This window comes from Janthinobacterium sp. GL_088 (assembly GCF_057837845.1).
Map to the genome: position 1 here is coordinate 3,728,802 of NZ_CM174453.1, position 22,490 is coordinate 3,751,291.

At 61.7% G+C, this 22,490-nt stretch carries 21 protein-coding genes; 12 read left to right on the forward strand and 9 right to left on the reverse strand.

All coding sequences use genetic code 11. The annotated features are described in order from the left end of the window. Nucleotides 1-8: 8 nt before the first annotated feature. On the forward strand, nucleotides 9-1,019 hold the full coding sequence (locus AC3IQ7_RS16740) for an ABC transporter permease subunit (protein WP_035819084.1): 1,011 nt from the start codon (nucleotides 9-11) through the stop codon (nucleotides 1,017-1,019). 50 nt (nucleotides 1,020-1,069) lie between these two features. On the opposite strand, the gene AC3IQ7_RS16745 is transcribed toward AC3IQ7_RS16740, so the two are convergent. Then, the gene (locus AC3IQ7_RS16745) at nucleotides 1,070-1,495 is read right to left on the reverse strand and encodes a GNAT family N-acetyltransferase (protein ID WP_322429182.1); all 426 of its coding nucleotides are present in this window, start codon (nucleotides 1,493-1,495) and stop codon (nucleotides 1,070-1,072) included. Nucleotides 1,496-1,563: 68 nt separating this feature from the next. After that, nucleotides 1,564-2,364 carry an AraC family transcriptional regulator gene (locus tag AC3IQ7_RS16750; RefSeq protein WP_099377193.1) on the reverse strand — a complete coding sequence of 267 codons (801 nt, stop codon included), beginning with the start codon at nucleotides 2,362-2,364 and terminating at the stop codon, nucleotides 1,564-1,566. A 125-nt stretch (nucleotides 2,365-2,489) separates the two neighbouring features. Between AC3IQ7_RS16750 and AC3IQ7_RS16755 the strand changes: the two genes are divergently transcribed. After that, the gene (locus AC3IQ7_RS16755) at nucleotides 2,490-3,686 is read left to right on the forward strand and encodes an FAD-dependent monooxygenase (RefSeq protein WP_489206723.1); all 1,197 of its coding nucleotides are present in this window, start codon (nucleotides 2,490-2,492) and stop codon (nucleotides 3,684-3,686) included. Nucleotides 3,687-3,759: 73 nt separating this feature from the next. On the opposite strand, the gene AC3IQ7_RS16760 is transcribed toward AC3IQ7_RS16755, so the two are convergent. The 3 genes from AC3IQ7_RS16760 to AC3IQ7_RS16770 form a co-directional block, all read right to left on the reverse strand. Continuing rightward, the gene (locus AC3IQ7_RS16760) at nucleotides 3,760-4,758 is read right to left on the reverse strand and encodes an NADP-dependent oxidoreductase (protein ID WP_489206724.1); all 999 of its coding nucleotides are present in this window, start codon (nucleotides 4,756-4,758) and stop codon (nucleotides 3,760-3,762) included. Between the two features lie 81 nt (nucleotides 4,759-4,839). Then, nucleotides 4,840-5,142 carry a Dabb family protein gene (locus AC3IQ7_RS16765; protein ID WP_099377195.1) on the reverse strand — a complete coding sequence of 101 codons (303 nt, stop codon included), beginning with the start codon at nucleotides 5,140-5,142 and terminating at the stop codon, nucleotides 4,840-4,842. A 126-nt stretch (nucleotides 5,143-5,268) separates the two neighbouring features. Further along, on the reverse strand, nucleotides 5,269-6,447 hold the full coding sequence (locus AC3IQ7_RS16770) for an acetyl-CoA C-acyltransferase (RefSeq protein ID WP_489206725.1): 1,179 nt from the start codon (nucleotides 6,445-6,447) through the stop codon (nucleotides 5,269-5,271). A gap of 228 nt (nucleotides 6,448-6,675) precedes the next feature. On the opposite strand from AC3IQ7_RS16770, the gene AC3IQ7_RS16775 reads away from it, so the two are divergent. Continuing rightward, nucleotides 6,676-8,376, forward strand: a complete 1,701-nt coding sequence (locus AC3IQ7_RS16775; protein ID WP_099377197.1) for an MFS transporter — start codon at nucleotides 6,676-6,678, stop codon at nucleotides 8,374-8,376. A gap of 110 nt (nucleotides 8,377-8,486) precedes the next feature. Here AC3IQ7_RS16775 and AC3IQ7_RS16780 read toward each other — a convergent pair whose 3' ends face one another. Next, the gene (locus AC3IQ7_RS16780; RefSeq protein WP_035819100.1) at nucleotides 8,487-8,690 is read right to left on the reverse strand and encodes a hypothetical protein; all 204 of its coding nucleotides are present in this window, start codon (nucleotides 8,688-8,690) and stop codon (nucleotides 8,487-8,489) included. A 193-nt stretch (nucleotides 8,691-8,883) separates the two neighbouring features. Between AC3IQ7_RS16780 and AC3IQ7_RS16785 the strand changes: the two genes are divergently transcribed. Next, nucleotides 8,884-9,633: a nucleotidyltransferase domain-containing protein gene (locus AC3IQ7_RS16785; protein ID WP_489206726.1), complete on the forward strand. Its 750-nt coding sequence runs from the start codon at nucleotides 8,884-8,886 to the stop codon at nucleotides 9,631-9,633. Here AC3IQ7_RS16785 and AC3IQ7_RS16790 read toward each other — a convergent pair. After that, nucleotides 9,630-10,535: a LysR family transcriptional regulator gene (locus AC3IQ7_RS16790; protein ID WP_489206727.1), complete on the reverse strand. Its 906-nt coding sequence runs from the start codon at nucleotides 10,533-10,535 to the stop codon at nucleotides 9,630-9,632. The two genes, AC3IQ7_RS16785 and AC3IQ7_RS16790, sit on opposite strands and share 4 nt — an antisense overlap. 96 nt (nucleotides 10,536-10,631) lie before the next feature. Here AC3IQ7_RS16790 and AC3IQ7_RS16795 point away from each other — a divergent pair, with 96 nt between their 5' ends. From AC3IQ7_RS16795 to AC3IQ7_RS16805, 3 genes are all read left to right on the forward strand, one after another. Beyond that, nucleotides 10,632-10,871 (forward strand): DUF2798 domain-containing protein, encoded by a 240-nt coding sequence (locus tag AC3IQ7_RS16795; protein WP_099377199.1) that lies wholly within the window; start codon nucleotides 10,632-10,634, stop codon nucleotides 10,869-10,871. Nucleotides 10,872-10,972: 101 nt separating this feature from the next. Beyond that, a complete protein-coding gene (locus AC3IQ7_RS16800) occupies nucleotides 10,973-11,371 on the forward strand; it encodes a VOC family protein (RefSeq protein ID WP_322429174.1) in 399 nt (132 codons plus the stop codon). 107 nt (nucleotides 11,372-11,478) lie between these two features. After that, nucleotides 11,479-12,327, forward strand: coding sequence for an alpha/beta fold hydrolase (locus tag AC3IQ7_RS16805; RefSeq protein WP_489206728.1), 849 nt, complete (start codon nucleotides 11,479-11,481; stop codon nucleotides 12,325-12,327). Nucleotides 12,328-12,372: 45 nt separating this feature from the next. Here the strand turns inward: AC3IQ7_RS16805 and AC3IQ7_RS16810 are convergent, their stop codons facing one another. Continuing rightward, the gene (locus tag AC3IQ7_RS16810; protein ID WP_489206729.1) at nucleotides 12,373-14,460 is read right to left on the reverse strand and encodes a 3-hydroxyacyl-CoA dehydrogenase NAD-binding domain-containing protein; all 2,088 of its coding nucleotides are present in this window, start codon (nucleotides 14,458-14,460) and stop codon (nucleotides 12,373-12,375) included. Between the two features lie 568 nt (nucleotides 14,461-15,028). On the opposite strand from AC3IQ7_RS16810, the gene AC3IQ7_RS16815 reads away from it, so the two are divergent. The 5 genes from AC3IQ7_RS16815 (at nucleotide 15,029) to AC3IQ7_RS16835 (ending at nucleotide 20,641) form a co-directional block, all read left to right on the forward strand. Next, a complete protein-coding gene (locus AC3IQ7_RS16815; RefSeq protein ID WP_489206730.1) occupies nucleotides 15,029-16,726 on the forward strand; it encodes a methyl-accepting chemotaxis protein in 1,698 nt (565 codons plus the stop codon). Between the two features lie 3 nt (nucleotides 16,727-16,729). Then, nucleotides 16,730-17,554, forward strand: coding sequence for a CheR family methyltransferase (locus AC3IQ7_RS16820; RefSeq protein ID WP_489206731.1), 825 nt, complete (start codon nucleotides 16,730-16,732; stop codon nucleotides 17,552-17,554). Then, a complete protein-coding gene (locus tag AC3IQ7_RS16825; protein WP_099377205.1) occupies nucleotides 17,551-18,075 on the forward strand; it encodes a chemotaxis protein CheD in 525 nt (174 codons plus the stop codon). Before AC3IQ7_RS16820 ends, AC3IQ7_RS16825 begins: the two co-directional genes overlap by 4 nt. Then, complete coding sequence (locus AC3IQ7_RS16830) at nucleotides 18,062-19,597, forward strand: chemotaxis protein CheW (protein ID WP_489206732.1); 1,536 nt, start codon at nucleotides 18,062-18,064, stop codon at nucleotides 19,595-19,597. Before AC3IQ7_RS16825 ends, AC3IQ7_RS16830 begins: the two co-directional genes overlap by 14 nt. 93 nt (nucleotides 19,598-19,690) lie before the next feature. Beyond that, on the forward strand, nucleotides 19,691-20,641 hold the full coding sequence (locus AC3IQ7_RS16835) for an IS481 family transposase (protein ID WP_489206470.1): 951 nt from the start codon (nucleotides 19,691-19,693) through the stop codon (nucleotides 20,639-20,641). 6 nt (nucleotides 20,642-20,647) lie between these two features. On the opposite strand, the gene AC3IQ7_RS16840 is transcribed toward AC3IQ7_RS16835, so the two are convergent. Continuing rightward, nucleotides 20,648-22,300: a 3-(methylthio)propionyl-CoA ligase gene (locus AC3IQ7_RS16840; RefSeq protein ID WP_489206733.1), complete on the reverse strand. Its 1,653-nt coding sequence runs from the start codon at nucleotides 22,298-22,300 to the stop codon at nucleotides 20,648-20,650. Between the last annotated feature and the right edge of the window lie 190 nt (nucleotides 22,301-22,490).

The following is a 22,490-nucleotide window of genomic DNA, read 5'->3' on the forward strand; positions in this document are numbered from 1 at the left end:
GATTCAACATGACAACGAGTACCACCAGCGGCGCCGCGCGCGCCGGCGAACCCTTCAATGCCTCGAACCTGATGCGCCGCCTGGGCATGCTGCCCGTGCTGGTGGTGCTCTACCTGGCCATGTACGGCCTGACCGTGTATTTCTCGGCCGACGGCACGTCGACGTTCATGACCAGCAATAACACCATGAACATCTTCCGCCAGGTGTCGATCAACATCGTGCTGGCGTCCGGCATGACCTTCGTCATCCTGACCAGCGGCATCGATTTGTCCGTCGGCTCCGTGCTGGCGGTCTCGGCCGTGGCAGGCATGCTGATGTCGCTGTCAGCCCAGTTCGCCGGCTTCTCGATTCCCGCCTTCCTCATCGTCGGCCTGCTGCTGGGCGCGCTCAATGGCGTGCTGGTCGCCCTCGTCGGCCTGAACCCCTTCGTCGTGACCCTGGGTACCATGACAGCCCTGCGCGGCGCCGCTTACCTGCTGGCGGACGGCACCAGCGTGCTGAACACGGAAATTCCGAGCTTCGAATGGATGGGCAACGGCAGCTTCCTGGCCGTGCCCTGGCTGATCTGGCTGGCGGCGGCCGTCGTCGTGCTGACGTGGTTTATTTTGCGCAAGACAACCCTGGGCCTGCATATCTACGCCGTCGGCGGCAATATCCAGGCAGCACGTTTGACGGGTATCAAGGTCGGCCTCGTGCTGATGTTTGTCTACACGATCAGCGGTCTGTTTGCGGGCCTGGGCGGCGCCATGTCGGCCAGCCGTCTGTATGCGGCCAACGGCAACTGGGGCACAGGTTATGAACTCGATGCGATTGCGGCCGTCGTGCTCGGCGGCACCAGCCTGATGGGCGGCGTGGGTTCCGTCTGGGGTACCGTCATCGGCGCCCTGATCATCGGCGTGATGAACAATGGCTTGACGATCCTGGGACTGTCGTCGTTCTGGCAGTATGTGGCGAAAGGTGTCGTGATCGTGCTGGCCGTGATCCTCGACAAATGGCGCCAGTCGCACGCGCAGAACTGATTGTGCTGGTATTGTCGGATTACGCGCCTTGCGCGTAATCCGACAATACCCTAGAACACCAGCCGCATCTCCACATGCGCAATCCCCGCCTCTTCAAATTGTTCCCCCTGCTGCACGAAACCGTGGCGCGCATAGAATGGCGCGGCCACGGTTTGCGCGTTCAGCACCACCGCCAGGTCTCCCCGTTCGCGGGCTTTCTCCATCAGCAAGGTCAACATGGCGCCGCCCACGCCCGTGCCGCGGCCCGGCTGGCGCACGGCCATGCGGCCGATGTGGCCATCGGGCAATAGCCGGCCCGTGCCGATGGCGGCACCAAAGTCGTCATAGGCGACGGCGTGCAGGCAGACGGCGTCCATGTCGTCGAGTTCGATCTCGGACGGCACTTTCTGTTCATCGACAAAGACTTCAAAACGGATGGCGGTAGCGTCGGGGCCCAGGGTGGCCCAGTCGCCGAGGCGGATAGTGTGCTTGGTCATGGCATGCGGTAATAAGAGAGGGGCCGCCATTGTCGCACGGCCTGCCACGCCTTGGCAGGTGGTGCGGCTCAAGCGTTCGATTTCAAGTAACGTCCAGGTGTTTCACCGAGTATTTTGCGAAACATGACGACAAAATTGCTCGCGTTCTCGTAGCCCAGGCCCTCCGCGACATGCTGGACCGTGGCGCCCCTGGCCATCCATTGCAAGGCGAGCAGGATATGCAGTTGCCTGCGCCAGCGTCCGAAACTCATGCCGGTTTCCCGGGACACCAGGCGTGACAGCGTGCGCGCACTGATGCCCATCCGCTGCGCCCACGATTCGATGTTGCCCGGATCGGACGGACGCGCCATGATCCACTCGACCAGTTTGCGTAGCCGCTTGTCTGGCGTCAGGGGAAGATGAACCTGGCCGGGCTGCGCCAGCGCCATTTCGTCGAGAAGCAGTGTCATCACTCGTGACGCCATGCCGCCCTCTTCGTAGCGCATCGGCAATGCCGCTGAACGGATCACCAATTCACGCAGCAGCGGCGTGGTCGACAAGGTGCAGCACTCCCGCGGCAACGCGTCGTCCACCGCAGGATCGACATACACCACGTAACAATCGACCGTGCCGGCCCCATCCATTCGATGTTGTGTGCCGCCAGGCACCCAAATGGCGCTTCCTGGCGGCACCAGCCAGAAGCCGCCGTCCACCTCGCAGGTCAGCACGCCCCGCATCCAGAGCAGGAACTGGCCTTTTCGATGCTGATGGAAACCCGCCTCCTTGTGGCTATCCATCTCGCGGCCAACGGCGCCAAGCGTGACCACCGGCCTTGGCACGCAGTCGGGGTCTTCCCATTCACTGGACGAATCGTCGCTGAAAACAGGCATCGGGCACCTTTCAAGGGTCAGTATCAGTGGCAAGAATTCAATATAACATGGCCTGTTGGCTCATTGTGACCAACACGTGGCGCGCCTAACATGGACAGTGACATCACAACCACGAAAGCTGTCAAATGGAACAAACGAAGAAAATCCTGATCTGCGGCGGCGGCATCGCCGGCCCAGCGTGTGCCTGGTGGCTGACCAAGTACGGCTACTCGGTGGTGCTCGTCGAAAAGGCCGGCGCGCTCAGGGTCGGCGGACAGAACGTCGATGTGAAGGATGCCGCGCAGCAGGTCATCAAGCTCATGGGTTTGACGGAACAGGTCGAGGCGCGCAACACGCTGGAATGCGGACAGAAGTGGCTCGATGCGGCCGGCAAGGTGGTGGCTGTTTTTCCGAAAGGTAGTATCGGTGGACTGACCTGCGATTTCGAAATCCTGCGCGGCGATTTCGCCCGTATTTTGTTCGATGCGACCCACGGCACTTGCGAATACCGTTTTGGCACGTCCGTCAGTGGCGTTGAAGAGATTGAAAATGGTGTGCGGGCAACCTTTGCCAATGGCACGGCAGAGGTCTTTGAACTGGTGATCTGCGCCGATGGCGTGAGCTCGCCGACCAGAAACCTGGCGCTGGCTGCTGAAACGCGCATGCGTTACCTCGGTGCCTACATGGCGTTTTTCAACATTCCCCGGCGGCCGGAAGACGACTTCTGGGCCTGCTCCGTCAACGGCATTGGCGGTACGATGATCAACCTCAGGCCAGGTGGCCTGACTGAAATTACCGTGCTGATGACCTTTCCTGCCGCTGAACCTGATATGCGGAGTCCGACGGCGCCGTCGCGGCGCGAGATGCTGCGTGCGGCGCTGGCAGGCCGGGGCAAGGTGGCTGATCGTATCATCGCCGAGCTTGATGCCGTCCAGGACTTCTACTTCGGGCCGATGAGCCAGGTGCAAGCTTCCACCTGGTCAAAAGGCCGACTGGTCTTGCTGGGTGATGCGGCGCACTGCCCGACGCCATTCACGGGCAAGGGCACGGCTCTGGCGCTGATGGGAGCCTACGTGCTGGCGGGGGAAATCAAGAGGTGCGCGACCCACACCCAGGCTTTCGAGGCATACGAACGCATCCTTCGCCCGTATGCCGAGCGTACACAGCGGGAGCTGAGCCCTCGCCTCATCCGGCTCATGCACGTGCGGACGCGGTTCGGCATCGCCATCGCGCATCTGCTGCAACGGTGCTTCGGCAGCGCCCTGATCCAGTCGCTGTTGCAAGCGAACGCCACGGCCAGGGCGCGCAAGATCGACGAGGATTTCACGCTCCCGATCTATTGAAAGCTTTGCTGTGCTACCGGGCGCAGGCGGGCGAGGAACTGGCGGCACGCCCGGTCACTTCAGGACAGATCGGTTACAACTTCACCAGCTGCTTGCCGAAGTTGCGCCCTTTTAAGAGGCCGATGAAGGCTTCGGGTGCGCTGGCCAGGCCGTCGGCCACGGATTCGCGGAATTTCAGCTTGCCCGTTGCCACCAGGCTACCCAGTTCACTGAGTCCCTGCGGCCAGAATTCCGGCTGTTCCGAAACGATGAAGCCGCGCACGGTGAGGCGGTTGGTGAGGATCAAGCGCGCATTGTCGAGCGGCGTCGGTTCGCCATTGTAGCCGGCGATCCAGCCGCACACGGCAATCCGGCCAAACGCATTGGTGCGCGCCAGCGCCGCGTCGAAGATGGCGCCGCCCACGTTTTCAAAGATGGCGTCGATGCCATCCGGCGTGGCCGCCGCCAGATCGACCTCAAGATTGCCCGCCTTGTAATCGACGCAGGCATCGAAACCCAGTTCCTCGACAACATAGCGGCATTTTTCCGCGCCGCCGGCGATACCGACGACACGGCAGCCTTTCAATTTTGCCAACTGGCCCACGACGCTGCCCACGGCGCCGCTGGCGGCGGACACGACCACGGTTTCGCCCGCTTTCGGCGCCATGATCTGGTTCAAGCCATACCAGGCCGTCATGCCCGGCATGCCGACGGAACCCAGGTAGGCGGAGGCAGGAATGTGCGTCGTGTCGACCTTGCGCAGCATCGTGCCGTCCGACACGGCCACTTCCGTCCAGCCCAAGGTCCCCACGACCGTATCGCCTGCGGCGAACTTCGGATGCCTCGATTCCAGCACCACGCCCACCGTGCCGCCTATCATGGTTTCATCGAGCGCTTGCGGCGCCGCATAGCTTTTGTTCGCGCTCATGCGCCCGCGCATGTAGGGATCGAGCGACAGGAACTGGTTGCGTACCAGCAATTCACCATCCTTAATGGCGGGAATGTCTTGAGTTTCCAGGCGAAAATGTGCCGGGTTGACTTCCTCCGTGGAGGCGGGGCGCGAGGCGAGAACGATGCGTTGGTAGGTGCTCATGATGCTCCTGTCAATAAAGTTGATGACTACTATTGATATTCCCGACACCGGGTCTGACCCCGGATGTCTGTTGCGTAACGACTAAATCTCATAGTCCATGCACTGCCGCGCTTCCCGTACAGCCCCAAAAAACGGCTTGATTTTCACGTGCTCGGGGTGGTTCTGGTAGGCATCCAGCGCTTCGCGGCTGGCGAATTCGCTGTACAGGACGATGTCGTAGGTCGCTTCCAGGCCCGGCTGGGCCACGGCTGCCTCGAATTTCAATATGCCGGGCACCAGGTCGGAACAGGAATCAAGCAAGGCTTTCAGTTTCAAGGCGTTCGTGGCGCGGTCGGCGCCTTCGGCGTGGTCTAACAATTTCCAGAAAACGATGTGTTTGATCATGGTGGCAGGCTGCTTGTTTATTAATGAAGCATTACTGTACCCGCTATCGGCGCGCCTTGCAGGAAGCGGGCGCGCAATGCAAACAGGCGGCCCTGGAAGCCGCCCGCAGACTGGGTTGACGCTACATCACAGCACTTCGAACAGCCCGGCCGCGCCCTGCCCGCCGCCGATGCACATGGTCACGACCACGTATTTGACGCCGCGGCGCTTGCCTTCGATCAAGGCGTGGCCCGTCAGGCGGGCGCCCGACACGCCGTACGGGTGGCCGACGGCGATCGCGCCGCCGTTGACGTTCAGGCGGTCCATGGGGATGCCCAGGGTGTCGGCGCAGTACAGCACTTGCACGGCGAACGCTTCATTGAGTTCCCACAGGCCGATGTCGGCGACCGTCAAGCCCGCCTTTTTCAGCAGTTTCGGGATGGCAAACACGGGGCCGATGCCCATTTCATCGGGTTCGCAGCCGGCCACGGCGAAGCCGCGGAAGATGCCCAGCGGCTGCAAGCCTTTCGCTTCGGCCACTTTCGCATTCATGACGATGGCCATCGAGGCGCCATCGGAAAACTGGCTGGCGTTGCCGGCGCTGATGACGCCGCCAGGAATGGCCGGGCGGATCTTCGCCACGCCGTCATACGTCGTGTCGGCACGGATGCCTTCATCGGCGGAAATCGTCACTTCGCGCGACACCAGCATGCCGCTGGCCTTGTCGGCCACGCCCATGATGGTAGTCATCGGCACGATTTCCGCGTCGAACAGGCCGGCAGCCAGGGCGCTTGCTGCGCGCTGCTGGCTTTGCGCGCCGTAGGCATCCTGGCGCTCGCGCGAAATCTGGTAGCGCTTGGCCACGGTTTCGGCCGTCTGCAGCATGGGCCAGTACACTTCCGGCTTGTGCTGCTGCAGCCAGACGTCGCGATACATATGCGTATTCATTTCGTTTTGCACACAGGAAATCGATTCCACGCCGCCGGCCGCATAGATATCGCCTTCGCCGGCGATGATGCGCTGCGCCGCCAGAGCGATGGCCTGCAAGCCTGAAGAACAAAAACGGTTGACGGTCATGCCGGCCGTGGTGACGGGGCAGCCGCCGCGCAAGGCCACCTGGCGCGCGATGTTGCCGCCCGTCGCGCCTTCGGGGAAGGCGCAGCCGACCAGCACGTCTTCCACTTCCTCCGCCTCGATGCGCGCGCGCTCGACGGCGGCCGCCAGCACATGGCCGCCCAAGGTGGCGCCATGCGTCATGTTGAACGCGCCCTTCCAGGACTTGGCCAGGCCCGTGCGGGCGGTCGATACGATGACGGCTTCATTCATGCTGTGTCTCCTTGTGGGGATATTATGGGGTGAGGTATCTGCGCAATGAGAATAGCACATTTAAGTACGGTCGTTCGCAAAGTTCGGGCGAACATCGATTTGTAAGCTTGCTGTAAGTTTCAAGCAAGCATGACGTAAGGTTCGGAGAACACACTCGCCTCCAGCTGTTGCAAGAATGGTCAAAAAGACCGCGGCATCAGTTCACTATAAAACATAGGGAGACAAACCATGGCATCACCATCCGGCTCGGCCGACGTACGGAAAATTTCCACCAAAGGAACGCCGATTACGCCAGAGGAACGCAAGGTCATCTTTGCGTCATCCTTGGGCACCGTCTTTGAATGGTACGATTTTTACCTGTACGGTTCGCTGGCATCGATCATCGCCAAGCAATTCTTCATCGGCGACCCCACCACCACCTTCATCTTCGCGCTGCTGGCCTTCGCCGCCGGCTTCATCGTGCGTCCGTTCGGCGCACTGGTCTTCGGCCGCCTGGGCGACATGATCGGCCGCAAGTACACCTTCCTGATCACCATTCTGATCATGGGCGGCTCCACCTTCATCGTCGGCTTGCTGCCGGGCCACGCCTCCATCGGCATCGCCGCACCGATCATCCTCGTCATCCTGCGCATCCTGCAAGGCCTGGCGCTGGGCGGCGAGTACGGCGGCGCAGCCACCTATGTGGCCGAGCACGCGCCTGAAGGCAAGCGCGGCGCGTTCACGGCGTGGATACAAACGACGGCAACCCTGGGCTTCTTCCTGTCGCTGATGGTCATCCTGGGCACCCGCCTGGCGACCGGCGAAAAGGATTTCGAGGCATGGGGCTGGCGCATTCCCTTCCTGGTCTCCGTCATCCTGCTGGGTATTTCCGTGTGGATCCGCCTCGCCATGAATGAGTCGCCGGCGTTTTCCAAGATGAAGGCCGAGGGCAAGACCTCGAAAGCCCCGCTGACGGAAGCATTCGGCCAGTGGAAAAACCTGAAGATCGTCATCCTGGCCCTGATCGGCCTGACCGCCGGCCAGGCTGTCGTGTGGTACACGGGCCAGTTCTACGCCCTGTTCTTCATGATCCAGACCCTGAAAGTGGATCTGGCAACGGCCAACGTGCTCGTCGCCATCGCACTGCTGCTGGCCACGCCATTCTTCCTGTTCTTCGGCAGCCTGTCCGACCGCATCGGCCGCAAGTACATCATCCTCGGCGGCTGCCTGATCGCCGCGGCGACCTACTTCCCGATCTTCAACGGCCTGACCCACTTCGCCAACCCGCAGCTGGAAGCGGCACTGAAGAACTCGCCAGTAGTGGTGGTTGCCGATCCTGCTTCCTGCCACTTCCAGTTCAACATGACGGGCACCAAGAAATTCCCCTCGTCGTGCGACATCGCCACGGGCTTCCTGTCGAACAGCTCGGTGAACTACACGAAGGAAGACGCGCCAGCGGGCAGCATCGCCAAGGTGCGCATCGGTACGAAGGAATTTACATCGTTTAACGCCGTCATGACTGCCGATGGCTTGAACTTCGATGCGGAAAGCAAGGCCCACGAAGTGGCGCTGAAGAAAGAACTGGGCGCCGGCATCAAGGAAGCGGGCTACCCTGCGAAAGCCGATCCGGACCAGATCAACAAGCCGATGGTCGTCTTGCTGCTGTTCATCCTGGTGCTGTACGTGACCATGGTGTATGGCCCGATCGCCGCCATGCTGGTGGAAATGTTCCCGACGCGTATCCGGTACACCTCGATGTCCCTGCCCTACCATATCGGTAACGGCTGGTTCGGCGGCTTGCTGCCGACAACGGCCTTCGCGCTGGTGGCCTTCAAGGGCGACATTTATTATGGCCTGTGGTATCCGATCGTCGTCGCCCTGGCGACTGTCGTGATCGGCACCCTGTTCGTCAAGGAAACCAAGGACAACAATATCTACGCTGACGATTAATCTGAAGCAAGCCCCGGTCGCAAGGCCGGGGTCCGCAAAGCAAAACGCCGCTGACTGGTCAGCGGCGTTTGTTTTTTTGTGCAGCGTATGCGGCGTCTGCGGCGGCGAGCTTATTTGTCGCTCTTGCTCTTTTTCAGCTGGTCGCGCTGCTGCACATATTCCTGATAGCTGGTCTGGTTGCGCTTGCGGCAGGCGTTGCGGTCGTCAAAATTATTAAGGCTGTTGCAATACTCGCCGATCTTGTCCCGGTTTGCATCATACAGTACTTCGCAGCCAGTGATGGCCAGCAAGAAGGGAATGATCAGATATTTCATTGCTACTCTCATGGATAGGGACGGGATTGCGCGAAAAAACACCAGATTGCCCACTGGATAAGCGGGCAGCTTTATCTTAACGCGATCTTGACGAAAAGTACAAGCGCTCGGTATTACTTAATGGAAAGGATTGCCTGCGCGCCCGCCACTGCATGCTATGGTGGCAGTTTCTCCCAGCGGATTCGTACCAGGCATGCCGACCATTCCTCCCGCCCCCTGCGGCCCACTGCAGCACCATTTCGACGCCTTGCTGCAAGACGTTTGCGCCAGCCTGGCTGCGCACGCCGGTAGCTTGCTGGACGGCATATACCTGTATGGCAGCGTCGCCCGCGGCGACGCCACGCCGGGCGTATCCGACCTCGACCTGACCCTGGTACTGCGCCATCCGACCACGCAGCAGCAGGCCGGCGCGCTGGAAGCGCTGCGCCTGGCCTTGCAGGCGCGCCACCGGGAAGTAATGAAGATCGATTTCGATATCGGCCACCGGGCCCAGGTACTGGCGCCCGAACACCTGTACAGCTGGGGCTACTGGCTCAAGCACCAGTGCCGCTGCCTGTGGGGCGAAGACCTGGCGCGGCACTTTGCGCCGTTCGCGCCCTCGCGCGCCATTGCCCTGGCCGTGAATGGCGACTTTGCCCGCGTGCTGGACGAGTATGCGCAGCGCCTTGATGACGAGCGCGACCCTGCCGTCATCGCCCGCCTGCAGCGCGAAGCGTCGCGCAAGCTGATTCGTTCCTGCAACACCCTGCGCCAGGATGGCGATCCAGGCTGGCCCGCCAACCTGGACGAGCATGTGGCGCTGTTGCTGCGGCACTCTCCCGCCATGCAGGCGCCCATCGCGTATTTCCTGGCCCAGGCCAGGCCCGGTGCCGCGCCAGCCAGCGGTTTTACGCCAGCGCTGCGCCAGTTCACGCTGTGGCTGACGCAGCAACAGGCAAGCTAAACGCCCGGCTCTTCGTTCAACAAGGGATTATCCGCCGCAAACGCCGCCAGGTGCTCAAGCAACACGCGCACGCGGGCCGGCAGGTAACGCCGCTGCGTCCACACGGCATACACGTGGCGCGGCTGCGGCATCCAGTCGGGCAAGACGCGCACGAGGCTGCCCCGGGCCACTTCCTCGCGGCATTGCAAAAGCGGGCACAGCAGGATGCCGATGCCCGCGTCGGCCATCTCCACGGCCAGGCGCATCTCGTTGACGCGCAGGCGCGCCTGCGGTTCGATCACCATTTCGGCGCCGTCGCCGGGCCGCCGCAAACGCCAGCTGCGCAGCGGCTCGGCCACGATCAGCTCGTGCTTTTCCAATTCCTGCAAGTCGCGCGGCACGCCGGCGCGCGCCAGATAGGTTGGCGCGGCCACCATCACCAGCGCCGCGCTGCCCAGCCGGCGCTGCATCAGCGAGGAATCGTCTAGCGCGCCCACGCGGATGGCCAGGTCGGCGCCGCTGCCCACCAGGTCTTGCAGCAGGTTCGACAGTTCCAGCTCCAGGCGAATGTCCGGATACTTCTGCATGAAGCTGACCCAGGCCGGCGTCAGCAAGCCGCTGGCGAAGTTGACGGGCGCCAGCACGCGGATGCTGCCCGAAACGGCCGACAGGCTGGCGTCGAGCTGCTGCGTCGCCTGCCGCAGGGCATGTACGAGGGGGCGGCACTGCTCGTAGTATTGCCAGCCTTCCGCCGTCGGCTGCAGACGGCGCGCGCTGCGGTTGAGCAAGCGGTAGCCAAGCTGGCTTTCCAGCTTTTGCAGTCGGCGCGTGACGGTCGCGGCGGGCAAGTCTTCCTTGACGGCCGCCGCATGCAGGCTGCCCGCCTCCACGATGGCGACAAATAAGGCTAAATCATCAAGCATGATTGCATTTTCGGAATTTGAAATTAAAAATATGGCTCTAGTATAGATTGCTGCAAGTCGTTACGCTGCATATCCTTACCATGTTGAAAGTGCCCCATGTCCGATGCCCTGCGCCTGCGCTGCGTATTTGCCTTCCTGATGTCGCTGGTCATGACCCTGCTGATGAGCGCCTGGGTCACCTGGCTCAATATCGGCCTGCAGGCCGACTTCCTGCCCCGCTGGCGCCATGCGTTCTTTGCCGCCTGGCCGGTGGCCTTTTGCGCCGTGATGCTGTTCGCGCCCCGCGTGCAACTGTTCAGCCGCAGTATCGTGGCCCGGCTCGCCAGCCGCCCTTAACCGGCAGTCGGCCAGCAACAGTATCACTCGGTCACTTCCGCCCACGGCCGCCCTGATCCGGGCTATGCTATGGCCGTCCTTGTTTTTATAGCGGAGTACCCATGCTAGATCACGTTTCCCTCACCGTCAGCGACCTGGAACGCGCCGAGCGCTTCTACGACGCCATCTTCGCCGCGCTTGGCGTGCCCAAGGTGGGCAGCGACCATGCCGATGCATGGATAGGCTATGGCGAGCGCAGCGATGCGCAGCATCCCGAGCGCAGCTATTTTTCCGTGCGCCTCGGCCCCACGCCCGACGACGCGCCGCGCCGCCATTGCTGCTTCAAGGCCCCCTCGCGCGCGGCCGTGGAAGCGTTCTGGCATACGGGGCTGGCGCACGGCGGCATCGACCTGGGCGCGCCCGGCTTGCGCCACTATCACGCCAGCTATTACGCGGCCTTTTTGTTCGATCCGGACGGCAACCGCATCGAAGCCGTCTGCCATCACGCCGACGCCGGCTGACAGGACGGGAAATCCGCCTCTGTTCGGCATTTCCACTTCGGCACGATTTGCCTATAATGGCTGGCAAGCCATACCCGTCCCCGGTCCGTGCACCAAGAAGGAGATTCATGCATCATCTATTCGTCGGCCGCCCCGCGCGCACCGTGCTCCTCTCCAGCGCCGGCTTGCTGCTGGCAGGCTGTTTTTCCGGCTGCTCCCTGTTGCCATCGACCCCGGCCATGCCCGGCGTGCCGGCCACGGCCGCCCTGCCTGACGCCAGCATCGCCTACACCCTGAGCGGCCAGAGCGGCTTGCCCGTCGTCTTCCAGTCGGCCATGGGCGACGGCAAGGATGTGTGGGCCAAGGTGGTGCCCGAAGTGGCCAGGCAGCACCGCGTGCTCGTGTACGACCGTCCCGGCTACGGCGACAGCAAAAAAACCACCACGCCGCGCGACCCGTGCACCATTGCCGCCCAGCAGCGCGCCCTGCTGGCGCAAGCGGGCCTGAAGCCGCCGTATGTGCTGGTCGGCCATGGCCTGGGCGGGCTGTACCAATATGTGTATGCCAGGCTGTACCCGCAGGACGTGGCCGGCTTGGTCTTGCTCGATCCCACGCATCCGCAGCAATGGAACCGCCTGCAAACGGACGCGTCCACCTACGCCATGCTCGTGAAGACGCGACGCAAACTGATGTTCAACAGTACGGAATCGGCCGAATTCGATGCCCAGACGCAATGCCTGCAGCATGTCGACATGGCCAGCCCGCTGCGCGTGCCCGCCATGCTGCTGGTGCGCGACAAGTTCGGCATCGAGGAAATGGGCTCGTTTGAAAACGTGGTGCGGGCCCAGGAAAAGGATTGGCAGCGCCTGTCCGGCGCGCCAGCCGTCGAGCGCATCACGGGCGCCGGCTACTACATCCAGAAGGACAACCCCGTCATCGTCAACGAGGCGGTCAAGATGGTGGCGAAGAAGAAATAAAAAAAGGGCAGAGAAATCTGCCCTTTGTCATTCAACAGCCCAACATCAACTATTGAAACCCTTGCCCTCGCCCGCCAGTTTCACCAGTAACGGCGCCGGCGTCCATGCTTCGCCGTGGCGGCCCTTGGCATATCCGGCTATCGTGTCGAGCACGTTCGGCAAGCCGACCGTGTCTGCGTAGAACATCGGGCCGCCGCGGAACAGCGGGAAGCCGTAGCCCGTCAAATACACCATGTCGATGTCCGAGGCACGCAGGGCGATGCCCTCTTCCAGGATGCGCGCGCCTTCATTGACCAGCGCATACACGAGCCGTTCGACGATTTCCTGGTCGCTGATCTTGCGCCGTGCCACGCCGATGTCGGCGGAGTGCTGGATGATCATGGCGTTGACCTGTTCCGATGGATACGCCTTGCGGTCGCCCGCCTTGTAGTCGTACCAGCCGGCGCCCGTCTTCTGGCCGTAGCGTTTCAATTCGCACAGCAGATCGGCCGTCTTCGAGTACGTGACGTCCGGTTTTTCCACGTAACGGCGCTTGCGGATGGCCCAGCCGATGTCGTTGCCGGCCAGGTCGCCCATGCGGAACGGGCCCATGGCGAAACCGAATTTCTCCACCGCCTTGTCTACCTGTTCCGGCAGACAGCCTTCTTCCAGCAGGAAGCCGGCTTGCCGGCTGTATTGCTCGATCATGCGGTTGCCGATGAAACCGTCGCACACGCCCGAGACGACGCCCGTCTTCTTCAGCTTTTTCGACAGCGCCAGCGCCGTGGCCAGCACATCCTTGCCCGTTTCCTTGCCACGGACGATTTCCAGCAGCTTCATCACATTTGCCGGGCTGAAGAAATGCGTGCCGATCACGTCTTGCGGGCGTTGGGTAAACGCGGCAATCTTGTCCAGGTCCAGGGTGGACGTGTTCGAGGCGAGGATGGCGCCCGGCTTCATGACGGCATCGAGCTGTTTGAAGACGGCTTCCTTGACGCCCAGCTCTTCAAAGACGGCTTCGATGACGATGTCGGCTTGCGCAATGTCGGCATAGGCTAACGTGCCGCTGACCAGGGCGATGCGCTGCTCGGCCTTCTCTTGCGTCAGCTTGCCCTTCTTGACCGTGTTTTCATAATTCTTGCGGATCGTGGCCAGGCCCTTGTCCAGCGCTTCCTGCTTCGTTTCCAGCAAGATCACGGGGATGCCCGCGTTGGCGAAGTTCATGGCGATGCCGCCGCCCATGGTGCCGGCGCCGACGATGGCCGCGCTGGCGATCGCGCGCACGGGCGTATCGGACGGCACGTCAGGCACCTTGCTGGCGATTCGCTCGGCAAAGAAGGCGTGGCGCAGGGCTTTCGATTCCGGCGACTGCACCAGCTGCATGAACAGGTCGCGCTCGTACTTCAGACCCTCGTCGAATTTCATCGTCACGGCAGCCGCCACGGCGTCGACGCATTTGAGCGGTGCGGGGAACGGGCCGGACATGGCTTTCACGGTATTGCGCGAAAACTGCAGGAACGCTTCATGGTTCGGATAGTCGACCTTGCGCTCGCGCACTTTCGGCAGCGGGCGCACGTCGGCCACCTTGGTGGCGAAGGCCACGGCGGCGGCCAGCAAATCGGCGCCGGGCGCGATGACTTCGTCGAACAGGGCCGTGCCGGCCAGTTTTTCGGACGCGACGGGCGTGCCGGAAACGATCATGTTCAGGGCCATTTCCAGGCCCAGCACACGCGGCAGGCGCTGCGTGCCACCCGCGCCCGGCAAGATGCCGAGCTTGACTTCCGGCAAGGCCATCTGCGCGCCAGGCGCGGCCACGCGATAGTTGCAGCCCAGCGCCAGCTCCAGGCCGCCACCCATGCAAACGCTGTGGATGGCCGCCACCACCGGCTTGGTCGACTGCTCGACGACATTGATCAGGGTATGCAGGGTTGGTTCCGTGAGCGCCTTGGGCGAATTGAATTCCTTGATATCGGCGCCGCCCGAAAAGGCCTTGCCGGCGCCCGTGATGACGATGGCTTTGATGGCCTCGTCCGCCAGCGCCTGGCGGATGCCGGCCACGGCGGCCGTGCGCGTCGCCAGGCCCAGTCCATTGACGGGCGGGTTGGCCAGGGTAATGACGGCAACGGCGCCGTTCACTTGATATTCAGCACTCATGTCTCTTCCTTATTGATTTTTGCTCAGCGATGAGGTGGTTGCAAGGGATGAAGCTTCACTATACCGCATAAAAGAACGCTCGTATTATTTTTGTCGCGTGCGCGCAGCCGTCAGCATGTTACGCCATGGTACAACATCGTTTGCGGAAAGATTCTGCTGCATGCAGCAAGCGCCAGTAGAAGCTATCACTTGGATATTCATTTAAATAATAAAATCACAATAATAATAACGTCGTTTTATTATTCGAAAAAGTGACTTTGTTATATGCCAGCATGGGCTAATTGCGACAATTTTGACATTATTTATTCCCGCCCCTTGTTTTTCGCCAGATGCTGGGGAATAATAAAATTATTGATTCAAATCAATACTCTACAATTTATTTACCATAAGGCATACTGCGGGGAAAACACTGGCGGCCGTTCATCGCGCACATTCTCACCGATTATCACCAAGTGTCGGCCCATGCAATAACACCGCTGTCTTAATCATTGTCTTAAACCGATAGCAGAAAAAATAATAAAAGCAGCCTTATCGCTCCCCTTCCTCTTCTCACCCCGAAGGAAATACTATGGACGCAGCCAGCCATGTCAGCCACTCCCAGGATCTGGACTTACAAGCGATAAATACTGCATTGAACCGTGTCCAGGCCGTCATCGAATTCGAGCTCGACGGCACCATCCTGCATGCGAATGAGAATTTCCTGCGTGTCGTCGGCTATACCCTGGCGGAAGTGCAAGGCAAGCACCATGCCATCTTCTGCGACCCCGAGTATGTCAAAACGGACGAATACAGCAACTTCTGGGCCAAGCTGGGACGCGGCGAATTCGACCAGGGTGAATACAAGCGCCGCGCCAAGGATGGGCGCGAAGTGTGGATCAACGCTTCCTACAACCCCATCCTCGACGCGGACGGCAAGCCGTATAAAGTCATCAAGTTCGCTACCGACATCACGGCCCTGAAAAAGCGCAATGTCGAATACGAAGGCAAGGTCAGCGCCATCGGCAAGGCGCAGGCCGTGATCGAATTCGACATGCAGGGCAATGTGCTGGAAGCGAATGAGAATTTCCTCGCCGTCATGGATTACGACTTGAGCGATATCCAGGGCGAGCACCACCGCATGTTCTGCGAGCCCGAGTATGCGAGCAGCGCCGAGTACAAGAAATTCTGGCAAAAGCTCAACCGCGGCGAATTCGACGCGGGCCGCTACAAGCGCCTGGGCAACCATGGCAAGGTGGTGTGGATACAGGCCACCTACAACCCCATCCTCGACCTGAACGGCAAGCCATATAAAGTGGTCAAGTTCGCCATCGACATCAGCGAACAGGTGAACCTGGAAAACAGCATCCAGTCCAAGGCCGCCAACGACAGCCGCAAGGTCAATGCCCTGCTCGAATCGGTGGCGCGCGCGGCGCAAGGCGACCTGACCTGCAATATCGTGCCCGAGGGCGACGAGCCGATCGACCTGCTGGCCGGCGGCATCAGCAAGATGATCATCGACTTGCGCGGCGTGATCGGCAACGTGGTGTCGGCCGCCAACGGCTTTGCCGACGCCTCGCACACGATCGCCGAACGGGCCACGGGCGTGGCCGTGGGCACGCAGGCGCTGGGCGCCACGGTGGAAGAAATGAACGCCTCCATTGATGGCCTGACCTTTTCCATCAATTCCATCGCGGAAAACACCTCGAATGCCGATTTCCTGGCAAAAGCTACGCAGCAGGAAGCGGAAGCGGGCGCGCGCGCCGTCGCCAAGTCGATCGAGGCGATGGACTTGATCAACCGTTCGTCGGAAGACATCGGCGAAATCGTCAAGGTCATCAGCGAAATCGCCAACCAGACGAATATGCTGGCCTTCAATGCGGCCATCGAGGCGGCGCGCGCGGGCGAGCACGGCCTGGGCTTTTCCGTCGTCGCCGACGAAGTACGCAAGCTGGCCGAGCGTTCCTCGCAAGCCACCAAGGAAATCTCCAAGCTGATCAACGAATCCGTCAAGCGCGTCTCGACGGGCAGCGAGATTTCGCGCCAGGCCAGCGACGCCTTCGACAAGATCGTCTCGGGCGTGGCGAAGACCACCCTGGCCATTTCCGATATCTCGAAGGCGGCCAATGAACAGCTGCTGACGGCGCGCGAAGTGTCGACAGCCATCCAGTACATCGCCGAGGAAACGGAAAAGTCGGCCGCCAACTGCGACAGCATCGCCCGCTCGACGGACGGTTTGAACGAGCGCGCTGGCAGCCTGAACCAGACTGTCTCCGGCTTCGTGGTGTAGGCCATGAGCCACGCGGCCACCTTGACGCCCGAGGTGCTGACGACCCTGATCGCGCTGGTGCGCCAGCATACGGGCATCGCCATGACGGCGCGCAAGAGCGTCTTGCTGGAACGGCGCTTGCAGCCACGGCTGCAAGCGCTGTCCCTGCACAGCTACCAGGCTTATCTGGAGCGCGTGGCCAGCGACCGCGACGAGGTGGACCATTTTATCGACCTGGTGACCACCAACGACACCCTGTTCTTCCGCACGCCATCGATCTGGGACTACTTCCGCGACCGCTACCTGCCCGCCTGGGCCCGCGCCCATCCGGACGCCTGCCTGGCCATCTGGTCGGCGGCGGCGGCCAGCGGCGAAGAACTGTATTCGATCGCCATGCTGTGCGAGCAATTCAAGCTGCAAGCGCCCGCCTTCCGCTACCAGATCCTGGCCAGCGACATTTCGCAGCAGATCCTCGGCGCGGCGCGGGCCGGCCAGTACAGCGGCCGCTCCGTCGAGCGCATCCGCCTGTCGCACCCGGACTTGCTGCGCAAATATTTCACGCCCGCGCCGTATGGCGTCCAGGTCAACGAGGAATTGCGGCAAAACGTCAGCTTTGCCCAGCATAATCTGCTGGACGCATTGCGCCCGGCGCGGCAGTTCGACCTGGTCTTCCTGCGCAACGTGCTCATTTATTTCGATGCCGAGCACCAGGAAACCGTGCTGCGCCAGGCGCGCCTGAGCCTGAAGGACGAAGGCCGGCTGATCCTGGGCGAGTCGGAAACCATCGCCCGGCTCGGCACCGGCTACCAATTCGAGTTTCCCATGATTTATAAGGCGGGTAGCGCATGAGCATCATCCTCGACCCTGGCTTGCCGCTGCACCATGTTGGCATGGGACAACTTAGCGTGGGCACGCATGGCGAGCAGCTGCAAGCCTTGCTGGGCTCGTGCATCGGCATCGGCTTCATCTGGAAGAATGGCCCCTGCTGCGGTCTGGCCCACTGTTTGCTGCCGGAAGCGCCGGGCGCCGACAGCAGCCTGGGGGCACGCTATGTAAGCCAGGCCGTGCCTTCGCTGCTGCGCCTGATGGGCGTGCGCCAGGCCGACTACGCCGATATCGACGTGGTGCTGGCGGGCGGCGCCAGCATGTTTGGCCCGCGCAACGGAAGATTGCAAGTGGGCCGGCAAAACGCGGAAGCGGCGCAAAAGTACCTGGACCAGTGCGGCTTGCACGTCAGTTTTTGCGCGCTGGGCGGCCGCCATGGGCGCCAGTTGCTGATCGATTGCGCCCGGCACAGCTATGCCGTCACCGATGTGGTGGCGCAACCCGAATGGATTCCACGCAAGGAAGGCGCATATGGATATGCATGAAGCGACAGGCTTGCAAGCGCAGGGCGCAAGCGACACGGCCACAGAACTGTTCGGCTCCTTCCACCTGGGCGACGATGAATTCGCCCTGCCCGCCAGTTGCATCCGCGAAGTCGTCAATTACCCCGCGAAAGTCACGGCCCTGCCCCTGTCGCCCGCGTATCTGGAAGGCATGTTCACCTTGCGCGGCAGCGTCATTCCCGTGGTCAACCTGGGCCGCCTGTTCCGCGCCGATGCGCCGCGCGCCGTGGCCACGGACAAGATCGCCATCCTCGACTTCCAGCAAGTGCTGATCGGCATCGTCTTCCAGGATACGGGAGAGATCCTGCGCGTGCCCGCCAGCGCCCGCAGCGCCCTGCAATATGCGGCCGGCGACAGCCACGCCGTCATCGCCGGCACCATCCTGCAGGGCGGCGGCGCGCGCCTGCTGCAGGTACTCGACCCGCACGCCCTGCTGCGCATCGAAAACGTGCCCCATGTGCTGGCCCTGCAGGCGACGGGCGCCAAGCTGAGCACGGCCCGCTACCATGCCCAAAGCGAACGCCGGCAATGCGTCAGCTTCCGTGCGGCCGGCGCCACGTTTGCCTTTGAAATGCTGGCCATCCAGGAAATCATCCGGGTGCCGGAACTGCACAGCTCCCTGCTGAACAGCGAACTGTGCCTGGGGCGCATGCATTTTCGCGGCAGCCAGGTGGCCGTCGTCGACTTCGGTGCGCTGCTGCAGGCGCCCGCGTCCGGCACGGCGGTCACGGCCGCAACAGGCGATCAGCGCATCATCGTCGTGCGCCTCGACGACACCACCGTGGGCTTCCTCGTCGATTCCGTCGACAGCATCGTGCATTTCTTTGGCGACGAGGTGCTGCCGATTCCCCTGCTGAGCAAGGCGCGCGCCGCCATGTTTGCCGGCTGCATCACGAAAGAGGGGCTGGGCGACATCATTTTCCTCGACCACAAGGGCATCCTGTCGCAGGCCGAAATCGTCGAGATGCGCGACGGCCACGCGCGCCTGTACCCGGCCGACACGGACGCGAAAACGGCCACCACGCGCAAGGCGCAGCGCCGCGTCTACATCACGTTTACGGTGGAAACCCGCTTCGCCGTGGAAATCGGGCAAGTGCGCGAAATCATCGATTTCAGCGGCGCCATCACGACGCCGCCGGGCATGCCCGCCTGCATGCGCGGCATGCTCAATTTACGCCAGCAAATGATCAGCATCATCGACCTGCGCCAGTTGTACGCCATGCCGGCCTTGCCGGACGCCAGCGCAGGCAAGATCCTCATCGTGGAACGGGGCGCCGAGCGCTACGGCTTCCTTGTCGACCATGTCGATAACATCATGACCATTTCCGACAGCCAGCGCTTTGCGGCGCCGCAAATCATCCGCACGGGAGAGCATGACGACTTGCGCAGCGAAATGGATGAGATGATCGATATCGGCACGGATGCGCAGCGCCAGACCCTGTCCGTCTTCCAGTGCGACCATCTGCTGGAAAAGCTGGGGGCGGCGCTGCCGCAGGCGGCCTAGGTGTGATGTTTCAATAGGTTGTTGTGGTTCATTCGGATTGGATTTGAGACACTGGAAATCGCCAAACCCCCAGTTCTCAAGGAAACCAACCGAATGAACATCCATAAGAATGCCCGATTAACGCTGATTCGTCGAGTCGAGATGGTCGAAGACGTACTACATCACCGCCTGCCGGTCTGCCAGGCCGCTGTCCGCTATGCCGTGAGCGAGGCGACCGTGCGCAAATGGCTGGGGCGCTTCCTTGCCGAAGATCGGGATGGTTTGATGGATCGCTCGTCGCGTCCCGCGCATAGCCCTTTGGCTCTGGACGCAGGCAAGGCGCTGACCGTTGTCGAGCTACGCAAGAAGCGCATGACGCAGGCCAGGATCGCCCAGTACCTGCAGATATCGAAGGCCACAGTTAGCCGTGTGCTGGCGCGCGCCGGCCTCTCCAAACTGAGCAATCTCGATCCCGTCGAGCCGGTGCAGCGCTACGAGCATGCAGAACCAGGCGACCTGATTCATATCGATACCAAGAAGCTCGGGCGCATTGAAACCACCGGCCATCGTGCGACGGGAGACCGGCGAGACCGTACGCGCGGCGCCGGCTGGGAAGTCTTGTTTATCGCCATTGACGACCATGCCCGCATCGCCTTCACGGAGCTCTATCCTGACGAAACCCAGGAGAATGCCAACCGATTCCTCGCCAATACCCATGCCTATTTCTGCTCACTCGGGGTGCGCCCCAAAGCGTTGTTGACCGATAACGGCTCAGCCTTTCGCTCCAAGTCATTCAAGGCCACTTGTAGCCAGATAGCATTGAAGCACCGCTTTACACGGCCCTATCGGCCACAGACCAATGGCAAGGCCGAACGCTTCATCCAGTCAGCCTTGCGCGAATGGGCTTACGGCTTTGTTTATAACAACTCACTGGAGCGGGCCAACATGCTCAAAGAATGGAACCATCACTACAACTGGCACCGGCCGCATCAGGGCATTGCTGGCAAGGCCCCAATGTCACGGCTCAGATCCGGCCAGAATAACCTCTTGCAACTTCACACCTAGGCTGCTTTACATCCCCGGCAGCTGGTGCCCCTTGAACTGCTCGCGCAGCTTGTTTTTCTGGATCTTGCCCGTGGCGCCCATGGGCAAGGCGTCGATGAACAGCACGTCGTCCGGCGTCCACCACCTGGCGATCTTGCCCTCGAAAAACTGCAGCAAGGCATCGCGCGTCACCGTCATGCCGGAGCGCAGCACGACGACGAGCACGGGGCGCTCGTCCCATTTCGGGTGAAACACGCCGATGCAGGCCGCCTGCAACACGGCCGGGTGCGCCATGGCCAGGTTTTCCAGGTCGATGGTGCCGATCCACTCGCCGCCCGACTTGATCACGTCCTTGCTGCGGTCCGTGATTTGCATGTAGCCATCCGTATCGATGGTGGCCACGTCGCCCGTGGGGAACCAGCCATCCTGTAACACGTCGCCACCCTCGTTCTTGTAATACGAGGAAATGATCCACGGTCCTTTCACCAGCAAATGGCCATAACTGATGCCATCCCACGGCAATTCCTTGCCGTCGTCGTCGACGATCTTCATGTCCACGCCATAAATCGCATGGCCCTGTTTTTGCAGGATCTTGCGCTGCTCGTCCTTCGGCAAGTCCAGGTGCTTGGTCTGCAAGCCGCCCGCCGTGCCAAGCGGCGACATTTCCGTCATGCCCCAGGCGTGGATGACTTCCACGTCGAACTTGTCGATCAGGGTATCCATCATGGCCGGCGGACACGCCGCGCCGCCGATCACCGTGCGGCGGAAAGTGGAAAATTGCAGATTATTCTGCAAGGCGTGGTTGAGCAGGCCCAGCCAGACGGTGGGCACGCCGGCCGAGAACGTCACTTTTTCCGCCTCGAACAATTCATACAGCGACTTGCCATCGAGCGCCGCGCCGGGAAACACCATGCGCGCGCCGGACAGAGGCACGGAATACGGCAGGCCCCAGGCATTCACGTGGAACATGGGCACGACGGGCAGCACGGTGTCCGAGGCGCGCACGTTGAGGGCGCTGGGCATGGCCGAGGCATACGCGTGCAGCACGGTCGAGCGGTGCGAATACAAGGCGCCCTTGGGGTTGCCCGTCGTGCCCGACGTGTAGCACAGGGTGGCGGCCGCATTCTCGTCGAACAAGGGCCAGGCGTAATCGTCGGAATGCGTGGCGATCAAGTCTTCATAGCACAGCAGGTCGGGAATCGTGCTGCTGGCGGGCATGCGGTCGCGGTCGCACATCAGCACGAAATGGCGCACGAAGGTGCAGTCGGCGGCGATTTTCTCCACCACGGGCAAAAAGGTCAGATCAAACAGCAAGACCTGGTCTTCCGCATGGTTCGAGATGTAGGCGATCTGGTCGGGAAACAGGCGCGGATTGATCGTGTGCAAGACGGCACCCGAGCCGGACACGGCATAATAGGCTTCCAGGTGCCGATAACCATTCCAGGCCAGCGTGGCGACCCGGTCGCCCATGCCGACGCCGAGGCCATGCAAGGCATTCGCCAGGCGCCGCGCGCGCTGGTGGCAATCGCGGTAGGTGTAGCGGTGCATATCGCCCTCCACCCGCCGCGAAATGATTTCGCTGCCTCCATAATGACGCGCTGCAAACTCGATAATGCTGGAAATCAGCAGGGGCTGATTCATCATCTGGCCCATCACTGGACTCAAGGGGAATGCCGACATCGTGTCTCCTGGGTTGGCTGCTTGCTTGTTGTTGGAATTTAAAGATTTTCCTTAGTTTCGTACGGTCGTGCGGAAATCGTCAACGCATTTCGATATTGCATTGCAGCATGGAATTTTTGATTCCGTTTTTTGCCGCATTGGCTCCCATTACCGGGCCCGCCACGCACCTTCGCGCCGTGCGGTAAAATCG

Excerpts from the sequence above, each read along its gene's own strand:
- AC3IQ7_RS16740 (WP_035819084.1), top strand. The coding sequence starts at position 9 with ATGACAACGAGTACCACCAGCGGCGCCGCGCGCGCCGGCGAACCCTTC.
- AC3IQ7_RS16745 (WP_322429182.1), bottom strand. The coding sequence starts at position 1,495 with ATGACCAAGCACACTATCCGCCTCGGCGACTGGGCCACCCTGGGCCCC.
- AC3IQ7_RS16750 (WP_099377193.1), bottom strand. The coding sequence starts at position 2,364 with ATGCCTGTTTTCAGCGACGATTCGTCCAGTGAATGGGAAGACCCCGAC.
- AC3IQ7_RS16755 (WP_489206723.1), top strand. The coding sequence starts at position 2,490 with ATGGAACAAACGAAGAAAATCCTGATCTGCGGCGGCGGCATCGCCGGC.
- AC3IQ7_RS16760 (WP_489206724.1), bottom strand. The coding sequence starts at position 4,758 with ATGAGCACCTACCAACGCATCGTTCTCGCCTCGCGCCCCGCCTCCACG.
- AC3IQ7_RS16765 (WP_099377195.1), bottom strand. The coding sequence starts at position 5,142 with ATGATCAAACACATCGTTTTCTGGAAATTGTTAGACCACGCCGAAGGC.
- AC3IQ7_RS16770 (WP_489206725.1), bottom strand. The coding sequence starts at position 6,447 with ATGAATGAAGCCGTCATCGTATCGACCGCCCGCACGGGCCTGGCCAAG.
- AC3IQ7_RS16775 (WP_099377197.1), top strand. The coding sequence starts at position 6,676 with ATGGCATCACCATCCGGCTCGGCCGACGTACGGAAAATTTCCACCAAA.
- AC3IQ7_RS16780 (WP_035819100.1), bottom strand. The coding sequence starts at position 8,690 with ATGAAATATCTGATCATTCCCTTCTTGCTGGCCATCACTGGCTGCGAA.
- AC3IQ7_RS16785 (WP_489206726.1), top strand. The coding sequence starts at position 8,884 with ATGCCGACCATTCCTCCCGCCCCCTGCGGCCCACTGCAGCACCATTTC.
- AC3IQ7_RS16790 (WP_489206727.1), bottom strand. The coding sequence starts at position 10,535 with ATGCTTGATGATTTAGCCTTATTTGTCGCCATCGTGGAGGCGGGCAGC.
- AC3IQ7_RS16795 (WP_099377199.1), top strand. The coding sequence starts at position 10,632 with ATGTCCGATGCCCTGCGCCTGCGCTGCGTATTTGCCTTCCTGATGTCG.
- AC3IQ7_RS16800 (WP_322429174.1), top strand. The coding sequence starts at position 10,973 with ATGCTAGATCACGTTTCCCTCACCGTCAGCGACCTGGAACGCGCCGAG.
- AC3IQ7_RS16805 (WP_489206728.1), top strand. The coding sequence starts at position 11,479 with ATGCATCATCTATTCGTCGGCCGCCCCGCGCGCACCGTGCTCCTCTCC.
- AC3IQ7_RS16810 (WP_489206729.1), bottom strand. The coding sequence starts at position 14,460 with ATGAGTGCTGAATATCAAGTGAACGGCGCCGTTGCCGTCATTACCCTG.
- AC3IQ7_RS16815 (WP_489206730.1), top strand. The coding sequence starts at position 15,029 with ATGGACGCAGCCAGCCATGTCAGCCACTCCCAGGATCTGGACTTACAA.
- AC3IQ7_RS16820 (WP_489206731.1), top strand. The coding sequence starts at position 16,730 with ATGAGCCACGCGGCCACCTTGACGCCCGAGGTGCTGACGACCCTGATC.
- AC3IQ7_RS16825 (WP_099377205.1), top strand. The coding sequence starts at position 17,551 with ATGAGCATCATCCTCGACCCTGGCTTGCCGCTGCACCATGTTGGCATG.
- AC3IQ7_RS16830 (WP_489206732.1), top strand. The coding sequence starts at position 18,062 with ATGGATATGCATGAAGCGACAGGCTTGCAAGCGCAGGGCGCAAGCGAC.
- AC3IQ7_RS16835 (WP_489206470.1), top strand. The coding sequence starts at position 19,691 with ATGAACATCCATAAGAATGCCCGATTAACGCTGATTCGTCGAGTCGAG.
- AC3IQ7_RS16840 (WP_489206733.1), bottom strand. The coding sequence starts at position 22,300 with ATGTCGGCATTCCCCTTGAGTCCAGTGATGGGCCAGATGATGAATCAG.